The following is a 14,892-nucleotide window of genomic DNA, read 5'->3' on the forward strand; positions in this document are numbered from 1 at the left end:
GCGGGTCGTTCCGCACGCCGTTCTGGCGCGCGGAACGACGGCCCGAATGTGGCTCGAATGCGGCCCGAATGTGGCGCATCTGCGCCGATCCCCGCAGGTCCCGGCCCGCAACTCCGGTAAACTATGCGTTTTCGGCGTTTTCTCTCCTCGGGCAGTCCCCCATCATGACTCAAGACGAACTCAAGCAACTGGTCGGCCAGGCCGCGGCCGACTATGTGAACGCGAACGTGCCGGAAGGCGCCATCATCGGCGTCGGCACAGGCTCGACCGCGAACTGTTTCATCGACGCACTGGCCGCCAGCAAGGGCCGCTATCGCGGCGCGGTGTCCAGCTCGGTGGCGACCACGGCGCGCCTCGAAGCGCAGGGTTTCCGCATTTTCGATCTCAACGACATCGAATCGCTGCCCGTCTACGTGGACGGCGCCGACGAAATCGACGCCTCGGGCGCGATGATCAAGGGCGGCGGCGGGGCGCTCACGCGCGAGAAGATCGTCGCGTCGGTGTCGGAAGTGTTCGTCTGTATCGCCGACGCGAGCAAGCTCGTGGACGTGCTCGGCCAGTTCCCGCTGCCGATCGAAGTCGTGCCGATGGCGCGCACGGCCATCGGCCGCCGCGTGACGGCGCTCGGCGGCGTGCCGGTGCTGCGCGTGCAGAAGGACGGCTCGCCGTTCATCACCGACAACGGCAACGAAATTCTCGACGTGAAGGGTCTGCGCATCAGCGACCCGCGCACGCTCGAAGCGCACGTCAATGCGTGGCCGGGCGTGGTGACCGTGGGTCTGTTCGCGGCGCGCGGCGCCGACCTGTGCCTGCTGGGCGGCGCGTCGGGCGTCGAGCGCATCGAGTACCGCAAGGCTTGATCGTTTAGACCGGCTGGCCGGGCGGTGGCGTGGCGCGAATCACGCCGCCGTCCGCGTGGTGTTTTTAGCGGTTAAAACGGTGCGTCTTGCGCGTTGTTTTATTCGGCATCCTGATTAATGTCGCTATTGCGGATGCACGATCGTTGCGCCATCAACCAGCTGAAAATCTTGGGGGCGGGGAAAAAGGCGAAACGCGCCGTCCCGGGCACGTTCCGCGAAGTCCTTCGGTTCACACGAGAACCGCGCGCGGCTCGCGCCGCGCGCCCCTTCATTACTCCACCGTTTCAGCCTGATGCAGACGCGGCAGCAGGCGGTCGAACTCGCGGCGCACGAGGCCGTAGCACTCGCAGGCGCGGCCTTCGAGGCCCTTGCGGTCGAGGATGCGGATGCGGCCGCGGCTATGGTGGATCAGACCTTCGTCGTGCAGCTTGCCGGCCGCTTCCGTGATGCCTTCGCGGCGCACGCCGAGCATATCGGCGATCAGTTGTTGCGTGACCGAGAGGTCGTTCGAGGCCACGCGATCGACTTCGATCAGCAGCCAGCGGCACAGCTGTTTGCTGAGCGAGTGATGGCGATTGCAGGCGGCGGTCTGTGCGACCTGCGTGAGCAGCGCGTGCATGTAAAGCAGCATCAGGCGGCGCAGGAAGTCCGAGCGCGCGAACTGCTGCTTGAGGCTTTGCGCGCTCATGCGATAGGCGAAGCCCGCGCACTGAACCTGCACGCGGTTCGGCATGGTTTCGCCGCCCGTGAGGACGGGCACGCCGGTCATGCCTTCGCGGCCCACTGCGGCGATTTCGACGGAGCTGCCGTCTTCCATCGTCGAGAGCATCGAGATGATGGCCGTGGTCGGAAAGTAGACGTGATGGATGCGCTGGCCGGAGTCACAGAGCAATTGTTCGGTGCGCAGATGAACGAGTTCGAGATGCGGTGCGAGAGCTTGCCATTCGTGCGACGGCAGGGCGCCGAGCAGGTGATTGCCGTGCAGGTCTGATTGAAGGGTCAACATGATTTGGTCCTCGTGCGAAGCGGCTTTCGTCGCCTCATGTTTTTTCGTTCCGGCCGCCGCGCATTTTGTGTTTGCCGCTTCCCGTAGCGGCTATGCGTTCGGCTTGCCGGCCCCATAGTCCCGAGTCGTTCGCGAGATCGTTGTGTCTGCGATACGCCTGTGTGGCGCACCTCTCAAAGCAGGGTGTGTGCCAGAAGACCTCGAATCGTTCTGCCGCGTGGCTTCGCGGGCGATGCGGCGCAAGAACGGGTAAGGAAACGGGGCTTTTTGTTTCAATTCTGTACGACGCCCCTGCGCACGCCTTGCGACGTCCACGCATTTTGTGTCGGTGCAAGTCATTGAATTTATTGGTGGTTTTGTGCTTTCGGATGGGGGTGAAAAAAATGACTCCATGCTGAAACATGCACGCGAGGGAAAAGGGGGCGCGGCATCCAGGCGCAGCCGAAAGCGTGAGGAATTGATTCATTCGTGTTGCACCGCGAGGGCCGTGCGAGGAAACGTTCGCTCCTGAAACATGGCCTGTGTGACCCCGCGTCACGTTACGTGGGCTGGCGCACATAAGCGCCTGGCGGGCTGCGAGAAGCTCGTGGCGTCCGTCATTTTTCAGCTTCTTTCCGCCTTTTTTCGTGGGGTTTCGCCTTGATGCAAGGCGCATGGCCCGTGCGGCTTGCGTTGCACGCGCAACGGCCTTGCGTGATGGACGTCGTGCATTGCCGGTGTGCCCGCTTGCGCGCTCGCGGCGTTGCTTCGTCAGCGCGCGATCAGTGTGGGTACGCGTACAGAATCGCCCCGTGCGCTTTGTTCCAATGGAGTCCGAAAACGAGGGTGCGACATGCGCCCGGAACCAGACCTATCGGAACATTCGACACAATCGGAACGGGGAGCTTCGCGCATGAACCAGATCGTGACGCCGGCCGGCGTGATTGCCGCTGCCAATGAACCCGAAGTCGCGCTCGTCGTCCAGCCCGTGGTGCTGGCGGGCGGATCGGGCACGCGGCTGTGGCCGCTTTCGCGCGAGCACTGCCCCAAGCAGCTGATCGATCTGCTCGACGGCGAGTCCTTGCTCGAAGCCACCGTGCGCCGTCTCGACGGCCTCTATGCAAGCGCCGGCAGCACGGTGCGCAAGGCCGCGCCGCTCGTGGTGAGCAGCGAGGAACTGCGCCATATGACCGCCGACCGCCTCGGCCGCAGCGGCATGGCGGCGCGCGTCGTGTTCGAGCCGGTCGCGCGCAATACGGCGCCGGCGCTGACCGTCGCCGCGCTGGCCGCGCACGCGGCGCATGCGAGCCACACCGTTGCGGCTGGCGCTGCCGGTGCTGCCGGTTCGGGCGGCGCGGTCAGCGACAGCGACCCGATCCTCATCGCGATGCCCGCCGACCATCTGATCGCCGACCGCAACGCGTTCGCCGCCGCGCTCGAAGAGGCCGTGACCTACGCGGCGCGCGGCGCGATCGTCACGCTCGGCGTGCCGCCGACGCGCGCGGAAACCGGCTACGGCTACATCGGCGCGGGCGCGGCGCTCGGCGCGGGCGGCGCGCGCAAGATCGAACGCTTCGTCGAAAAGCCCAGCGCGGAGGTGGCCGAAGGCTATGTCGCGTCCGGCGATTACTGGTGGAACAGCGGCATCTTCGTCGTGCGCGCCTCGGTGTGGCTGTCGGCGATCGCGCATTGCCGCCCCGAGATCTCGGTGCATTGCGCGCAGGCCTTCGAGCGCGCGGCCGTCGACGCAGACGGCGCCGTGCATCTCGATGCCGCGACGCTCGCCGCTTGTCCGTCCGATTCGATCGACTACGCGGTGATGGAGTCCGTGGGCGCCGACGCGCGTCTCGCGGGCGTGGTCGTGCCGCTCGTCGCGGGCTGGTCGGACGTGGGCGCGTGGGACGCCGTCTGGCAGGTCTCGCAGAAGGACGCGGCGGGCAACGTCGCGCGCGGGCGCGTGCTGTTCGAGGACTCGACCGAAACCTTCGCGCACTCGGACGGCCGCCTGGTCGCCTGCGTGGGCGTGCACGGCGTGGTGGTGGTGGAGACCGCCGACGCGGTGCTCGTCGCGGCCAAGGATCGCGTGCAGAACGTCAAGGCGATCGTCGGCAAGCTCAAGGCGCAGCGCGGCGAGGAAGCGCAGCACCATCGGCGCGTGGAGCGTCCGTGGGGCTGCTACGACTCGATCGACCGGGGCGAACGCTTCCAGGTCAAGCGCATCGTCGTGAAGCCGGGCGGCGTGCTCTCGCTGCAGATGCATCACCATCGCGCCGAGCACTGGATCGTCGTGCGCGGCACGGCGCGCGTCACGCGCGGCGACGACGTGTTCCTGCTCTCGGAAAACGAATCGACCTATATCCCGCTCGGCGTGAAGCACCGCCTGGAAAATCCGGGCAAGACGCCGCTCGAAATCATCGAGGTGCAGTCGGGCGGCTATCTCGGCGAGGACGACATCGTGCGTTTCGACGATCAGTACGGCCGCGCGCCGTCGTCGGTCACGCGGAGCTGAATCCACGGTGTGAATGAAGCCTCGATGAAGTCTGCATGAAGAGGTCATGAGGACGGCGGCGGCGCTCATCGCTGCATATGCACAGACGAGCGCCGTTTCGCTGGGCCATAAAAAAGAGCCGCAAAAGAAGCGGCAAAAGAAGCAGCAAAAGAGAACGTAGGACGTTTAAGCCAATGCTTCATACAGAAGCCTGACAAAACGACGGCAAATAACTTCAAAACAAAACAATCGGGCAACCGAAGGGCCAATGGCAGTGTGCTTTCGAGTTCTGGATGGAGTTGGGCGTGAGTCGTGTGCTTTTCATGTCAGGAAATATCCTGGCTGGCGAAATATGCAATACGCATGGCAACGTACGCTTGAGTTCGACGAAGCTTGAGGGCCCGTGCACTAACCGGCAAACAGGGCGATAACGCCGCATCGGGGGGAGGGGTCATGGAACTGGGAAACAAAGAACGATCGCTGGTGAGCAAGGTCATGGATGGCCTGATCTCGGGCATAGTCGAGGAACGTTACGGCGCGATTCTGCCGCCGCAGGACGTGTTGTCGAAGGAGTTCGACGTCAGCCGCACCGTCATGCGCGAAGCGCTGTCGATGCTGCTCGCGCGGCACATGCTCGACGTGCGTCCGAAGATCGGCACACGCATACGGCCGATGCGCGACTGGCGCATGATCGACGAGGACGTGGTGAGCTGGCGTTTTCGCGCGAAGCCCGACAAGACGTTTCTGCGCGACGTGATCGAGTTCCGCGCGCTGATCGAGCCGGCCGCGTGCGCGCTGGCCGCCGAACGCGCGAGCGCGGCCGATCTCGCCGGCATCCGTGACGCTTACGAAGCGCTCAGCCAGACGAGTCCCGGCGACGCCGGCTGCCAGGCCGCCGACACCTTGCTGCACACGCGCATTCTCGCGGCGAGCGGCAATCAGTTTTATCAGCAGATGGCGGCGATCATTCGCGGCGCGCTGACGCTCGTGAATCCGATCGTTAGCGAACGCGACGGCGGCTGGGCCAACATCGTCGCCGGACACGGACGCGTGGTCGATGCCATCGAGCGGCGCGCGCCCCAGGAAGCGCAGGCCGCGGCCGCCGCGATGATCGAATTCACCGCCGACGAACTGAATCTCGCACTCGCCCAGGAAGCGATCGAGCAGCCGCGCTGAGCGCGCTTTTCGAACGAGACGATTCGCTTTCGTTTCACCCTGCACCCGGCCCCGTCATGCGCGGCCGGGTTTTCGCCTTGTGCAGCGCACCGCGCCAGATTGCTCTCTCGCGCGCGAGCCGGTATCGTGCTTGGCTTCGAACGCACGATACGGCGACAGAGGCAGGAGGGAGGCACATGAGCGAGATTCAGACGATCCGTTGGGGCATCGTGGGCGCGGGCCGCATTGCGCGGCGCTTCGCGCAGGGCGTGGAGCACGTGCCGGACGCGCGCGTGAGCGCGGTCTGGTCGCGGCGCGCGGCGCCCGCCGAAGCCCTGGCGCAGGAGTTCGGCGCGACGGCGTGCGAGAGCTTCGAGGCCTTGCTCGCGAGCGGCATCGACGCCGTCTATATCGCCACCATGCAGGACAGCCACGCGCACTACGCGATCGCCGCGCTCGAAGCCGGCTTGCCCGTGCTCTGCGAAAAGCCCGCCACCGTGAACGCGGCGCAGCTCGAACGCGTGCTGGACGCCGCGCGCGCCGCGCAGCGTCTGTTCATGGAAGCGATGAAGCCGCCGTTCTATCCGCTCTATCGCGCGTTGCGCGCGCATCTGGAAGCGGACCCGATCGGCCCCGTCGGCCTCGTGCGCGCGGGCTGCTCGGTCGCCAGCGTGCCCGCCGATCATCCGTCGTTGTCGTTCGAGCACGCGGGCGGCGCGCTGCTCGACATCGGCGTGTACGAGATGTTTCTGGCGGTGGACTGGCTCGGCGCGCCGCGCGAAGTGCAGACCGTCGGGCGGCTCGGCGGCACGGGCGTGGACACCTTCGCGAGCCTCAATTGCCAGCACGAAAACGGCATCGCACAGCTATTTTGCGGGCTCGATCTGCACGGCTACGGCGACGCGCTGCTGGCGGGACCGCTCGGCAACGTGACGATTCATGCGAACTGGTGGAATCCGGTGCGCGCGACCATCCGTTACGTCGATGGCCGTGTCGCGGAGCTCGACGAGCCCTTCGACGGCGGCGGCCTCAACTACGAGACCGCGCACTTCTGTGCGCTGTTGCGCGAGGGCGCGCTGGAGAGTCCGATCATGACGCACGAGACGTCGCGGCGCATGATCGCGATGGCCGATTCGGCGCGCGCGGCGCTCGGCCTGAAGTTCGACTGCGAGTGAGGTGAATGAGGTGAAAGCGCCGCGCCGCGCGAGCTTCGTTCGCGGCGCGCGCTTCACGCAGTCTCAGTGGCGCGACGGCAGCGCGAGGCGCTTTTCGTACCAGTGCTGGACCCATTCGAGGACCTGGCACAGGATCCAGTAGACCGCGGCGGCGGCGAGATAGAGCGGCAGCGGCTGATAGGTCGAAGCGATGATTTCCTGCGCGCTGCGCAGCAGCTCCGTCACCGTGATTACCGAGACGAGCGAGGTGTCCTTGATCAAACTGATCAGGCTGTTCGACAGGCTCGGCACGGCGATGCGCAGCGCCTGCGGCGCGATCACGTAACGCAGCGTCTGGCGGCGCGAAAGACCGAGACTGTAGGCCGCGAGCCATTGACCGTGGTGAATGCCGAGAATCGCACCGCGCATGCTCTCGGACAGATAGGCGGCCACGTTCGCGGAGAGCGCGATCACGCCGGCCGGCGTCGGGTCGAGCGAAATGCCGATGCTCGGCAATCCGTAGTAAATCACGAAGATCTGCACGAGCAGCGGGGTGCCGCGCATGATGCTCACGTACACGCGCGCGATCACGGGAAACGCGCGGTTCGTGCTGATGCCCATGAGCGCGAGCACGGCGCCGCCGATGAGGCCGAAGATCATCGACAGGATGGCGAACTTGATCGTCAGCACCGCGCCCTGCGCGAGCACCGGCAGCGACTGGATGATGAGCGTGTAAATGGGCATGTTGGAAAACGCGCGAGACGCGGGTTAGGGGCGCGGAACGCGCCGTGAAATAACAAGGGGCGGCATCGTGCGATGCCGCCCCGCGCGAATCACCTCACGCACGGTTGCCGCGCGTTCAGCACGATGCGCACGATCCGCACGATGAGCCGGACGCGCTTACTTCGTGACCGGCTTGGTCACGTCGATGCCGAACCACTTGTCGGAGATCTTCGCGAAGGTGCCGTCGGCTTCGAGTTGCGTCATCGCGTCGTCGATGGCCTTGGCGAACTTCGGATTGCCCTTCTTGAACGGAATGCCCGACGGGTTGCCGTTACCGACGATCGAACCCGTGCGCAGCGGCAGCTGCGAGTTCTTCAGCAGGTAAGCGAGCATCAGGCGGTCGTTGAGCGCCGCGTCCAGACGGCCGGCGGCCAGGTCGCGCAGATACTCGGGCGCGCCCGGGTAGGTCTTCACGTCGATGCCCGGCACCGACTTGGCCATGTCCATGTAGTTCGTGCCCAGACCCACGCCGAGCTTCTTGCCCTTGAGGTCGTCGAGCGAGTTGAACTGACGCGTGTCGTCCTTGCGCTGGATGAGCTGCGCCGCCGAGTACGTGTACGCCGGCGAGAAGTCGAGCACGGCCTTGCGCTGATCGGTGATGCCCACCTGGTTCACGATCACGTCGAACTTGCCTGCCTGCAGACCGGCGATGATGCCGCTCCACTCGGTCGTGACGAACTCGGGCTTCAGGCCCATCTTCGCGGCCACGGCCTTGGCGATGTCGACGTCATAGCCGACCAGATCGCCGTTGGGCGCCTTCGAGTTGAACGGCGGGAAGGTGCCTTCGAGACCGATGCGCAGCGTGCCGCGTGCCTTCGCCTGGTCGAGCAGGTCCTCGGCGTGGGCGCTCGCCGCGACGAACGAAACACCGACGAGAGCGACGGCAAGGAGCTTCTTCAGCAAGGATGCTTTCATTGTTTTCCTCTTGTGTTGCTGCGATGTGGCGGCGTTCCCGGCGCTGCATGGCGCGTGCCTGGCAAGGCGTTCGGGAAGCCGCTGCTTTCAGGCCGGGCGGCGCCTCCGATGCGCCGCACATAGCCAGAAATCATAGGTCAGAAACCGTGGGGCAGAAATATAGCCTCAGGCGCGGCCCGAGGCCAGCGCCCGCGCACATTCGGCGACGAGCGCCGGACCGCGGTAGATGAAGCCGGTATAGACCTGCACGAGCGCGGCGCCCGCGGCGATCTTCGCGCGCGCGTCCTCGCCCGAGAAAATGCCGCCCACGCCGATGATCGGCACCTGCTCGCCGAGTTCGGCGCGCAGCTTGCGGATCACCTCGTTCGATGCGTCGAACACCGGACGGCCCGACAGGCCGCCCGTTTCGGCCGCGTTCGGCAGCCCTTCGACGGCCGCGCGCGAGAGCGTGGTGTTGGTGGCGATCACGCCTTCGATCTTGTGGCGCAGCAGCGTGTCGGCGATTTCCTTGACCTGCTCGTCGTCGAGATCGGGAGCGATCTTGAGCGCGAGCGGCACGAGCTTGCCGTGCATGTCGGCCAGACGCTGCTGCTTGTCCTTGAGTGCCGCGAGCAGGGCGTCGAGTTCGCCGCCGCCCTGCAACTGACGCAGGTTCTTCGTATTCGGCGACGAGATGTTGATCGTCACGTAGCTCGCGAACGGATAGACGCGCTCGAGACAGAACAGATAGTCGTCGGCGGCGCGCTCGATCGGCGTATCGGCGTTCTTGCCGATGTTCAGGCCGAGAATGCCGCGATAACGCGCGGCCTGCACGTTCTTCACGAACTGCTCGACGCCGTGGTTGTTGAAACCCATCCGGTTGATGATGCCGCCCGCCTCGGGCAGACGGAAAATGCGCGGACGCGGATTGCCCGGCTGCGGACGCGGCGTGACCGTGCCCACCTCGATGAAGCCGAAGCCCAGCGCGGCGAATCCGTCGATGGCGGCGCCTTCCTTGTCGAGACCCGCGGCAAGACCCACCGGGTTGCGGAACGTGAGGCCCATCACGGTGCGCGGCGCATCGGGCACGCGCGGCGCGAGCAGGCCGGCGAGGCCGGAGCGGCCCGCCGCGCCGATCATGCGCAGCGAGAGATGGTGGGCGTCTTCGGCGTCCATGCGAAAGAGCTGGTCGCGGACGAACGGATAAAGGGTACTGAACACGGGAGGAAGGCGCGCGCGCCGGAAAATGGGAACCCGCTATTTTAGCGAGAAAGCCGGGCGAGGGAGACGGCCGAACGGGCGCGGGGCGCGCGCGGCGCCGAAAAACCCGCGCGCCAGCCCGTGTGCCGTAGCGTCTCCTAGACGCCGGGCACCGGTTCGAGCGCGCGCCAGACGCCGTCGAAGAGGCCTTCGAGCGGCTGAAAGCGCGCCTTGTACGCCATCTTGGGACTTTCGCGAATCCAGTAGCCGAGATAGACATACGGCAGTTGAAGGCTGCGCGCCTGCTCGATCTGCCAGAGGATGTTGTAGGTGCCGTAGCTCGCGTGCGGATCGTCGGGTTCGAAGAACGTATAGACCGACGAGAGCCCGTCGCCGAGGATGTCGATCATGCTGACCATGCGCAGCGTGCCGGGCTCGTCGGGCTGCTCCGGGTCGGGCTCGCGGAACTCCACGAGGCGCGAGTTGATACGGCTTTGCAGCAGGAATTGCTCGTACTGGTCGCGGCTGTCGCGGTCCATGCCGCCGCCCGCGTGACGCGCCGACTGATAGCGCATGTAGAGCGCGTAATGCGCTTCGTCGTAATGCAGCGGCGCGACGGTCGCGACGAGCGCGCCATGCTGTTTCCAGGTGCGCCGCTGCGTGCGGCGCGGCGTGAAGCGCTCGACCGGCACGCGCACCGGCACGCAGGCGCGGCAGCCGTCGCAATACGGGCGGTAGGTGAAGACGCCCGAGCGGCGAAAGCCCGCTTTCACGAGATCGGTGTAGACGTCGGAGTTGATCAGATGGCTGGGCGTTGCGACCTGCGAGCGCGCGATGCGCCCCTCCAGATAGCTGCAGGGGTAGGGCGCCGTTGCATAGAATTGCAGCGCGGAAAGCGGTGAAAGCGGCAGCTCGTTGGGATGCGTCACGTTGGCAGCTCTCGTAGCGGTTCGGATCGTCGCGGATCGGCGTGATCGCCGCGCGCGTGGGCGCAAGCGGTGGCGCAGGACGCCGGATCGCCGTGCCGGGCGCGCCGCAAAGCCGCGCAGTGTCTCGCTCTGCGGGCCGCGAATGCGACGTGTTCTGCTTGCATACTAACATCGACGCCAGGCCGGAATCCATCGAATTGCACGCGGCTGCGTGAAGCCGGGCGCGTGTCCGGTCCGCGAAACCGCCCGCACGAACAGACGACGCGGCGGCGTCTCAGACGGCCGGAACGGCGGACTCCGGCGCGCTGCGATGGCCGGTCCAGTCGGCGAGCACCTGCTTGTCGAAACGCCAGCCGATGGACGGCGCGGCCACGGTCTCGCGCACGTGCGCGATGAAACTTTTGCGCGCGATTTCGTGGCCGCCGAGCGAGGCGAGATGCGCGGTGTTCTGCTGGCAGTCGATCAGCGCGACGCCGTTGCGGCGCAGATGCGCGACGAGCGCCGCGAGCGCGATTTTGGAGGCGTCGGTCATGGCGGCGAACATCGATTCGCCGAAGAACATCGTGCCGAGCGACACGCCATAAAGACCGCCCACGCGCCGGCCCTCGAACCAGGCCTCCACGCTATGGGCTTCGCCGATGCGATGCAGCGTGGAATAGGCGTCGATCACGTCGTTGGTGATCCAGGTGCCGCGCTGGCCGCGGCGCGGTGCGCTCGCGCAGGCGCGCATGACCGCAGCGAAATCGTCGTCGACGCGGATTTCCCAGGCGGGATCGCGCAGCACGCGCTTGAGCGTTTTCTTGAACGACGGCGAGACCTTGAAGTCGTCCGGGCGCAGAATCATGCGCGGGTCCGGGCTCCACCAGAGCACCGGCTGGCCGTCGGAGTACCACGGAAAAATGCCGTGCCGATAGGCGTTGACGAGCCGCGAGGGCAGCAAGTCGGCGCTCGCGGCGAGCAGGCCCGGCGCGCCGCTCGTCGCGCCCAGGGCGCGCTCGACGGGCGGGAACGGTTCATCGGGCGAAAGCCAGGGCACCATGGCCGCGCCGACTCAGCCGTCGCGCAGCGAGCGCAGGACGTCGCCGGTATGCAGGCCGTAGCTGCCCGACTGGCGATCGGCGAAGAAAAAGCGCAGGGTCTGGCCGACCGTGGGGAAGGCAATATCGTCCCAGGGGATTTCGTGCTCCTCGAAGAGGCGCACTTCGAGGCTTTCCTCGCCCGCCGCGATGTCGAGATCGAGCAGACGCGCGAGATAGAACAGATGCACCTGATGCACGCGCGGCACGTTCAGCAGCGAAAAGAGGCTCTGCACCTCGACGCGCGCGCCGGCTTCCTCGAGTGTTTCGCGCGAAGCGGCCTCGGCAGTGGTTTCGCCCATCTCCATGAAACCCGCGGGCAGCGTCCAGTAGCCGTAACGCGGCTCGATCGCGCGGCGGCACAGCAGCACCTTGTCTTCCCAGACGGGCACGGTGCCGACCACGTTGCGCGGATTCTGATAGTGGATAGTGCCGCAATGCGAGCAGACGTAGCGTTCGCGGTTGTCGCCGGGCGGAACGAGCAGGCTGACCGCCTGACCGCAAGTCGAGCAGAATTTCATGGGCACGATAGGGGGATGGGTGATGCGAGTGTATCACCGCGGCGCGGGGTGACGGGGGAGGGTACGGGAGGGGAAAAACAAAAAAGGGTTACACGCGAATGCGTTGTAACCCTTGCTTGCTTCTGACGAATAAGCGTAAAGCTTATTGGTTGCGGGGACAGGATTTGAACCTGTGACCTTCGGGTTATGAGCCCGACGAGCTGCCAGACTGCTCCACCCCGCGTCCGTCAGAGAAAGCTATTATGAAGGCACATCGACTTGCTGTCAACAGCAAATAACGAAAAGCCTGCTAAACGGTTGCAGAAAGTTTGCGCCGCCTCGTCGGCGGATCGGCGAAAGGGCGCATCCAGACAAGTCCAGGTGCCTTCAGGCACAGCCAGCGCCCCAAACCGCCAGGCTAGAATCAGGGCTCAATTCCCTCTGCCTGACACGCCACATATGGACATCGCACACGATCTGCAATCGGTTGCCGCGCAAGAGCGCGCGCTGGTGTTTCCCCGTTTCGACGCCGATCGCGCCTGGCAGCTCGGCGCCTGTCTGCGCGAGCTCGCCGTCGCGCGTTCGCACGCGGTCGCCATCGACGTGCGCACGTTCGGCCACACGCTGTTCTTCTGCGCGCTGGCCGGCACCTCGCCCGATAACGCCGACTGGGTGCGCCGCAAGTCGCGCGTCGTCGAGCACTTCCGCCGCAGTTCGTATGCGATCGGCCTGCGCATGCAGCAGTCGGGCACGACGCTCGCCGAAAAGCACGGTCTGCCGCTCGCCGAATTCGCGACGCACGGCGGCGCGTTTCCGCTGACCGTCGACGGCGTGGGCGTGATCGGTTCGGTGACTGTCTCGGGGCTGCCGCAGCGCATGGATCATGAACTCGTCGTCGAGGCGCTGTGCTCGCAGCTCGGCGCCGACTACAGCCAGCTCGCGCTCGCGAAGGCCTGACGCGATGCGCTCGTCTCCCTGGTTTCTGCTCGCGATCGCCATCGTCGCCGAAGTGATCGCCACGTCCGCGCTGCGCGCCTCGAACGGTTTTTCGCGGCTCGTGCCGTCGGCCGTGGTGGTGGTGGGGTATGGCGTGTCGTTCTACTGCCTTTCGCTCACGCTCAAGAGCTTGCCCGTGGGCATCGTCTATGCAGTCTGGTCGGGCGTCGGCATCGTGCTGATCACGCTCGTCGCGATGCTGTTCTTCAAGCAGGTGCCCGATTTGCCCGCGCTACTCGGCCTTGGTCTGATCGTGTCCGGCGTGCTCGTGCTGAATCTGTTTTCGAAGATGCAGGCGCACTGATCCGCGCTTTTTTCTCCCATCGCGCGCCGCTCAGACTTCGGGCGGCTCGATGCGGATCCCACACCCCGCCACGGTCGCGCGGCTCGTTTCGCCTTCGAGCGTGGCGGCGTCCTCCCAGACGCTGATCGCGCGCGCCACGTCGATGCCGTGCTGCTGCGCGTAGCTGAACCAGCGGTTCGCCGCCTGCGGTTCGGGGATCTCGTGGTCGTCCACGAAGTATCGGCCGTTCAGATGCGGTGTCATGTGTGAGCTAGCCTGCTTGCGAAAATGAAAGGGCGCGAGCGGCGGGGCGCTTGCGCCGACACCGCAAATCGCGCGGATTTTTCGCGATTCTCGCACGCGTACCGTGCATCCAGGCGTCGAATCTGCTGTGCCGCGAGTAACATGAAGCGCTCTTCCGTTTTCCGCCGGAGCGGGTTTTCTTCTGCAAAATCGTCGAGCGGGGCTGCATATGGATATTCGATTTCCCGGTGACGCGCCAGTCTGGCGCGACGCCAATCTCACCGTGGTGTTTCCCGCGCTGGTCGACGGCGCGCGCGTGCCGTGCGCGATCTCCGTCGAGGCGCTCGAGGACCATTTCGGCGCGAACGCCGCCGTTCGCGGCGCGTGGATCGAGGCCTTCGACGCGGGCCGTCCGCGCATCGAAGCCGTGGCGCGCGCGCATCTCGAACTGAGCAACGGCACGCCCGTGCTGCTTAAAAGCGGGCATTTTCCGCCGGGCAGTCTGTTGTCCTGATCGTTTTCCCGCATCGTCTCACGTGCCGCGAATCGGGCAGATGGCCCTCACCGAACCGAAACATCGCCGCGCCGCCGCGCAGCGCCTCGAACTGCGCGAACGCATTCTCGACGCCGCGCGCCGCATCGTGTTGCGCGAGGGCGTCGCTGCGCTGTCGATGCGCAAGATCGCCGAGGCGATCGGCTATTCGCCCGCGTCGCTCTATCTGCATTTCGCGAGCCGGGACGATATCGTCCGCGCGCTGGGCCGCGAAGGCTACGCGAAATTGCTGGCCCATCTCGCGCACCTCGCGCCGCGCATCGACCCTCACGACGACCCGCATAACGACGATCCGCGCGCGCGTCTGCAGGCGCTCGCGCACGGCTATGTGAGCTACGGCTGCGGGCATCCGCAGGCGTACCGGCTGATGTTCATCGAGCCGGATCATGCGCCCGCGCGGGATTCGAGCCGCGATGCGCCGGCGGCTGGCGACGCCGATCCGCACGTCGAGCGCGCCGCGTCCGTTTTTGCGGCGCCGCTTCGGGCCTTGACCGAAGGCGCGCATCCCCATGTCGATCCCGCGCCGCTCGCGAGCGCGCTCTGGGCGATGCTGCACGGCGTGGTCGCGCTCGCGTCGCGCGATCCGGCGTTCGCGAGCGAGGCGTGGCGCAGGCAAACCGTCGATGCCGCGCTCGACGCCTGGTTCGGTCCGCAGGTTGCAGCGGGAGCGGCGCATCGCGATGGCGCTGATGTTCCGGAAGGCGCCGATAATTCCGAGACCCCCGAAACGCCAGTCGCCGCGCCAGCCCGCAAGCCGACGAAAACCGGCGCGACGTGATAGCCTCGCGAGGCG

The 14,892-nt window shown here is 66.1% G+C and carries 16 protein-coding genes and 1 tRNA gene; 8 read left to right on the forward strand and 9 right to left on the reverse strand.

Annotated features, from left to right (window positions below; genetic code table 11):
* The first annotated feature begins 164 nt into the window (after nucleotides 1-164).
* Complete coding sequence (gene rpiA / locus LDO54_RS04380) at nucleotides 165-860, forward strand: ribose-5-phosphate isomerase RpiA (protein ID WP_224006936.1); 696 nt, start codon at nucleotides 165-167, stop codon at nucleotides 858-860.
* A gap of 271 nt (nucleotides 861-1,131) precedes the next feature.
* On the opposite strand, the gene LDO54_RS04385 is transcribed toward rpiA, so the two are convergent.
* Nucleotides 1,132-1,866, reverse strand: coding sequence for a Crp/Fnr family transcriptional regulator (locus LDO54_RS04385; RefSeq protein ID WP_065063228.1), 735 nt, complete (start codon nucleotides 1,864-1,866; stop codon nucleotides 1,132-1,134).
* 892 nt (nucleotides 1,867-2,758) lie between these two features.
* On the opposite strand from LDO54_RS04385, the gene LDO54_RS04390 reads away from it, so the two are divergent.
* The 3 genes from LDO54_RS04390 (at nucleotide 2,759) to LDO54_RS04400 (ending at nucleotide 6,663) form a co-directional block, all read left to right on the forward strand.
* Nucleotides 2,759-4,354, forward strand: a complete 1,596-nt coding sequence (locus tag LDO54_RS04390) for a mannose-1-phosphate guanylyltransferase/mannose-6-phosphate isomerase (protein WP_224006939.1) — start codon at nucleotides 2,759-2,761, stop codon at nucleotides 4,352-4,354.
* A gap of 432 nt (nucleotides 4,355-4,786) precedes the next feature.
* Complete coding sequence (locus LDO54_RS04395) at nucleotides 4,787-5,509, forward strand: FadR/GntR family transcriptional regulator (protein ID WP_224006942.1); 723 nt, start codon at nucleotides 4,787-4,789, stop codon at nucleotides 5,507-5,509.
* Nucleotides 5,510-5,685: 176 nt separating this feature from the next.
* Nucleotides 5,686-6,663, forward strand: coding sequence for a Gfo/Idh/MocA family protein (locus LDO54_RS04400; protein WP_224006957.1), 978 nt, complete (start codon nucleotides 5,686-5,688; stop codon nucleotides 6,661-6,663).
* 63 nt (nucleotides 6,664-6,726) lie between these two features.
* Here LDO54_RS04400 and LDO54_RS04405 read toward each other — a convergent pair whose 3' ends face one another.
* The 7 genes from LDO54_RS04405 to LDO54_RS04435 form a co-directional block, all read right to left on the reverse strand.
* Complete coding sequence (locus LDO54_RS04405; RefSeq protein ID WP_224006960.1) at nucleotides 6,727-7,386, reverse strand: amino acid ABC transporter permease; 660 nt, start codon at nucleotides 7,384-7,386, stop codon at nucleotides 6,727-6,729.
* 156 nt (nucleotides 7,387-7,542) lie between these two features.
* Nucleotides 7,543-8,340 carry a cystine ABC transporter substrate-binding protein gene (locus LDO54_RS04410; RefSeq protein WP_224006963.1) on the reverse strand — a complete coding sequence of 266 codons (798 nt, stop codon included), beginning with the start codon at nucleotides 8,338-8,340 and terminating at the stop codon, nucleotides 7,543-7,545.
* Nucleotides 8,341-8,505: 165 nt separating this feature from the next.
* The gene (locus LDO54_RS04415) at nucleotides 8,506-9,540 is read right to left on the reverse strand and encodes a quinone-dependent dihydroorotate dehydrogenase (protein ID WP_224006966.1); all 1,035 of its coding nucleotides are present in this window, start codon (nucleotides 9,538-9,540) and stop codon (nucleotides 8,506-8,508) included.
* 137 nt (nucleotides 9,541-9,677) lie between these two features.
* A complete protein-coding gene (locus LDO54_RS04420; RefSeq protein WP_224006968.1) occupies nucleotides 9,678-10,448 on the reverse strand; it encodes an arginyltransferase in 771 nt (256 codons plus the stop codon).
* A gap of 274 nt (nucleotides 10,449-10,722) precedes the next feature.
* Nucleotides 10,723-11,487, reverse strand: coding sequence for a leucyl/phenylalanyl-tRNA--protein transferase (gene aat, locus LDO54_RS04425; protein ID WP_224006971.1), 765 nt, complete (start codon nucleotides 11,485-11,487; stop codon nucleotides 10,723-10,725).
* A 12-nt stretch (nucleotides 11,488-11,499) separates the two neighbouring features.
* Entirely contained in the window at nucleotides 11,500-12,045 is a 546-nt protein-coding gene (locus tag LDO54_RS04430) for an NUDIX hydrolase (protein WP_065063246.1), read from the reverse strand.
* Between the two features lie 146 nt (nucleotides 12,046-12,191).
* A tRNA-Met gene (locus LDO54_RS04435) sits at nucleotides 12,192-12,268 on the reverse strand.
* A gap of 215 nt (nucleotides 12,269-12,483) precedes the next feature.
* Between LDO54_RS04435 and LDO54_RS04440 the strand changes: the two genes are divergently transcribed.
* On the forward strand, nucleotides 12,484-12,981 hold the full coding sequence (locus LDO54_RS04440; protein ID WP_224006974.1) for a heme-degrading domain-containing protein: 498 nt from the start codon (nucleotides 12,484-12,486) through the stop codon (nucleotides 12,979-12,981).
* 4 nt (nucleotides 12,982-12,985) lie between these two features.
* Nucleotides 12,986-13,324 carry a DMT family transporter gene (locus tag LDO54_RS04445; protein WP_224006990.1) on the forward strand — a complete coding sequence of 113 codons (339 nt, stop codon included), beginning with the start codon at nucleotides 12,986-12,988 and terminating at the stop codon, nucleotides 13,322-13,324.
* A gap of 30 nt (nucleotides 13,325-13,354) precedes the next feature.
* On the opposite strand, the gene LDO54_RS04450 is transcribed toward LDO54_RS04445, so the two are convergent.
* A complete protein-coding gene (locus LDO54_RS04450; RefSeq protein WP_224006993.1) occupies nucleotides 13,355-13,567 on the reverse strand; it encodes a hypothetical protein in 213 nt (70 codons plus the stop codon).
* Between the two features lie 208 nt (nucleotides 13,568-13,775).
* Between LDO54_RS04450 and LDO54_RS04455 the strand changes: the two genes are divergently transcribed.
* A complete protein-coding gene (locus LDO54_RS04455; protein WP_224006996.1) occupies nucleotides 13,776-14,060 on the forward strand; it encodes a DUF1488 domain-containing protein in 285 nt (94 codons plus the stop codon).
* 40 nt (nucleotides 14,061-14,100) lie between these two features.
* Nucleotides 14,101-14,877 (forward strand): TetR/AcrR family transcriptional regulator, encoded by a 777-nt coding sequence (locus LDO54_RS04460; protein ID WP_224006999.1) that lies wholly within the window; start codon nucleotides 14,101-14,103, stop codon nucleotides 14,875-14,877.
* Nucleotides 14,878-14,892: the final 15 nt, after the last annotated feature.

The sequence above is a fragment of the Paraburkholderia tropica genome (assembly GCF_914484835.1).
Lineage (GTDB): Bacteria > Pseudomonadota > Gammaproteobacteria > Burkholderiales > Burkholderiaceae > Paraburkholderia > Paraburkholderia tropica_A.

Excerpts from the sequence above, each read along its gene's own strand:
- LDO54_RS04400 (WP_224006957.1), top strand. The coding sequence starts at position 5,686 with ATGAGCGAGATTCAGACGATCCGTTGGGGCATCGTGGGCGCGGGCCGC.
- LDO54_RS04410 (WP_224006963.1), bottom strand. The coding sequence starts at position 8,340 with ATGAAAGCATCCTTGCTGAAGAAGCTCCTTGCCGTCGCTCTCGTCGGT.
- LDO54_RS04390 (WP_224006939.1), top strand. The coding sequence starts at position 2,759 with ATGAACCAGATCGTGACGCCGGCCGGCGTGATTGCCGCTGCCAATGAA.
- LDO54_RS04430 (WP_065063246.1), bottom strand. The coding sequence starts at position 12,045 with ATGAAATTCTGCTCGACTTGCGGTCAGGCGGTCAGCCTGCTCGTTCCG.
- LDO54_RS04440 (WP_224006974.1), top strand. The coding sequence starts at position 12,484 with ATGGACATCGCACACGATCTGCAATCGGTTGCCGCGCAAGAGCGCGCG.
- rpiA (WP_224006936.1), top strand. The coding sequence starts at position 165 with ATGACTCAAGACGAACTCAAGCAACTGGTCGGCCAGGCCGCGGCCGAC.
- LDO54_RS04395 (WP_224006942.1), top strand. The coding sequence starts at position 4,787 with ATGGAACTGGGAAACAAAGAACGATCGCTGGTGAGCAAGGTCATGGAT.
- LDO54_RS04385 (WP_065063228.1), bottom strand. The coding sequence starts at position 1,866 with ATGTTGACCCTTCAATCAGACCTGCACGGCAATCACCTGCTCGGCGCC.
- LDO54_RS04460 (WP_224006999.1), top strand. The coding sequence starts at position 14,101 with ATGGCCCTCACCGAACCGAAACATCGCCGCGCCGCCGCGCAGCGCCTC.
- aat (WP_224006971.1), bottom strand. The coding sequence starts at position 11,487 with ATGGTGCCCTGGCTTTCGCCCGATGAACCGTTCCCGCCCGTCGAGCGC.
- LDO54_RS04450 (WP_224006993.1), bottom strand. The coding sequence starts at position 13,567 with ATGACACCGCATCTGAACGGCCGATACTTCGTGGACGACCACGAGATC.
- LDO54_RS04405 (WP_224006960.1), bottom strand. The coding sequence starts at position 7,386 with ATGCCCATTTACACGCTCATCATCCAGTCGCTGCCGGTGCTCGCGCAG.
- LDO54_RS04445 (WP_224006990.1), top strand. The coding sequence starts at position 12,986 with ATGCGCTCGTCTCCCTGGTTTCTGCTCGCGATCGCCATCGTCGCCGAA.
- LDO54_RS04455 (WP_224006996.1), top strand. The coding sequence starts at position 13,776 with ATGGATATTCGATTTCCCGGTGACGCGCCAGTCTGGCGCGACGCCAAT.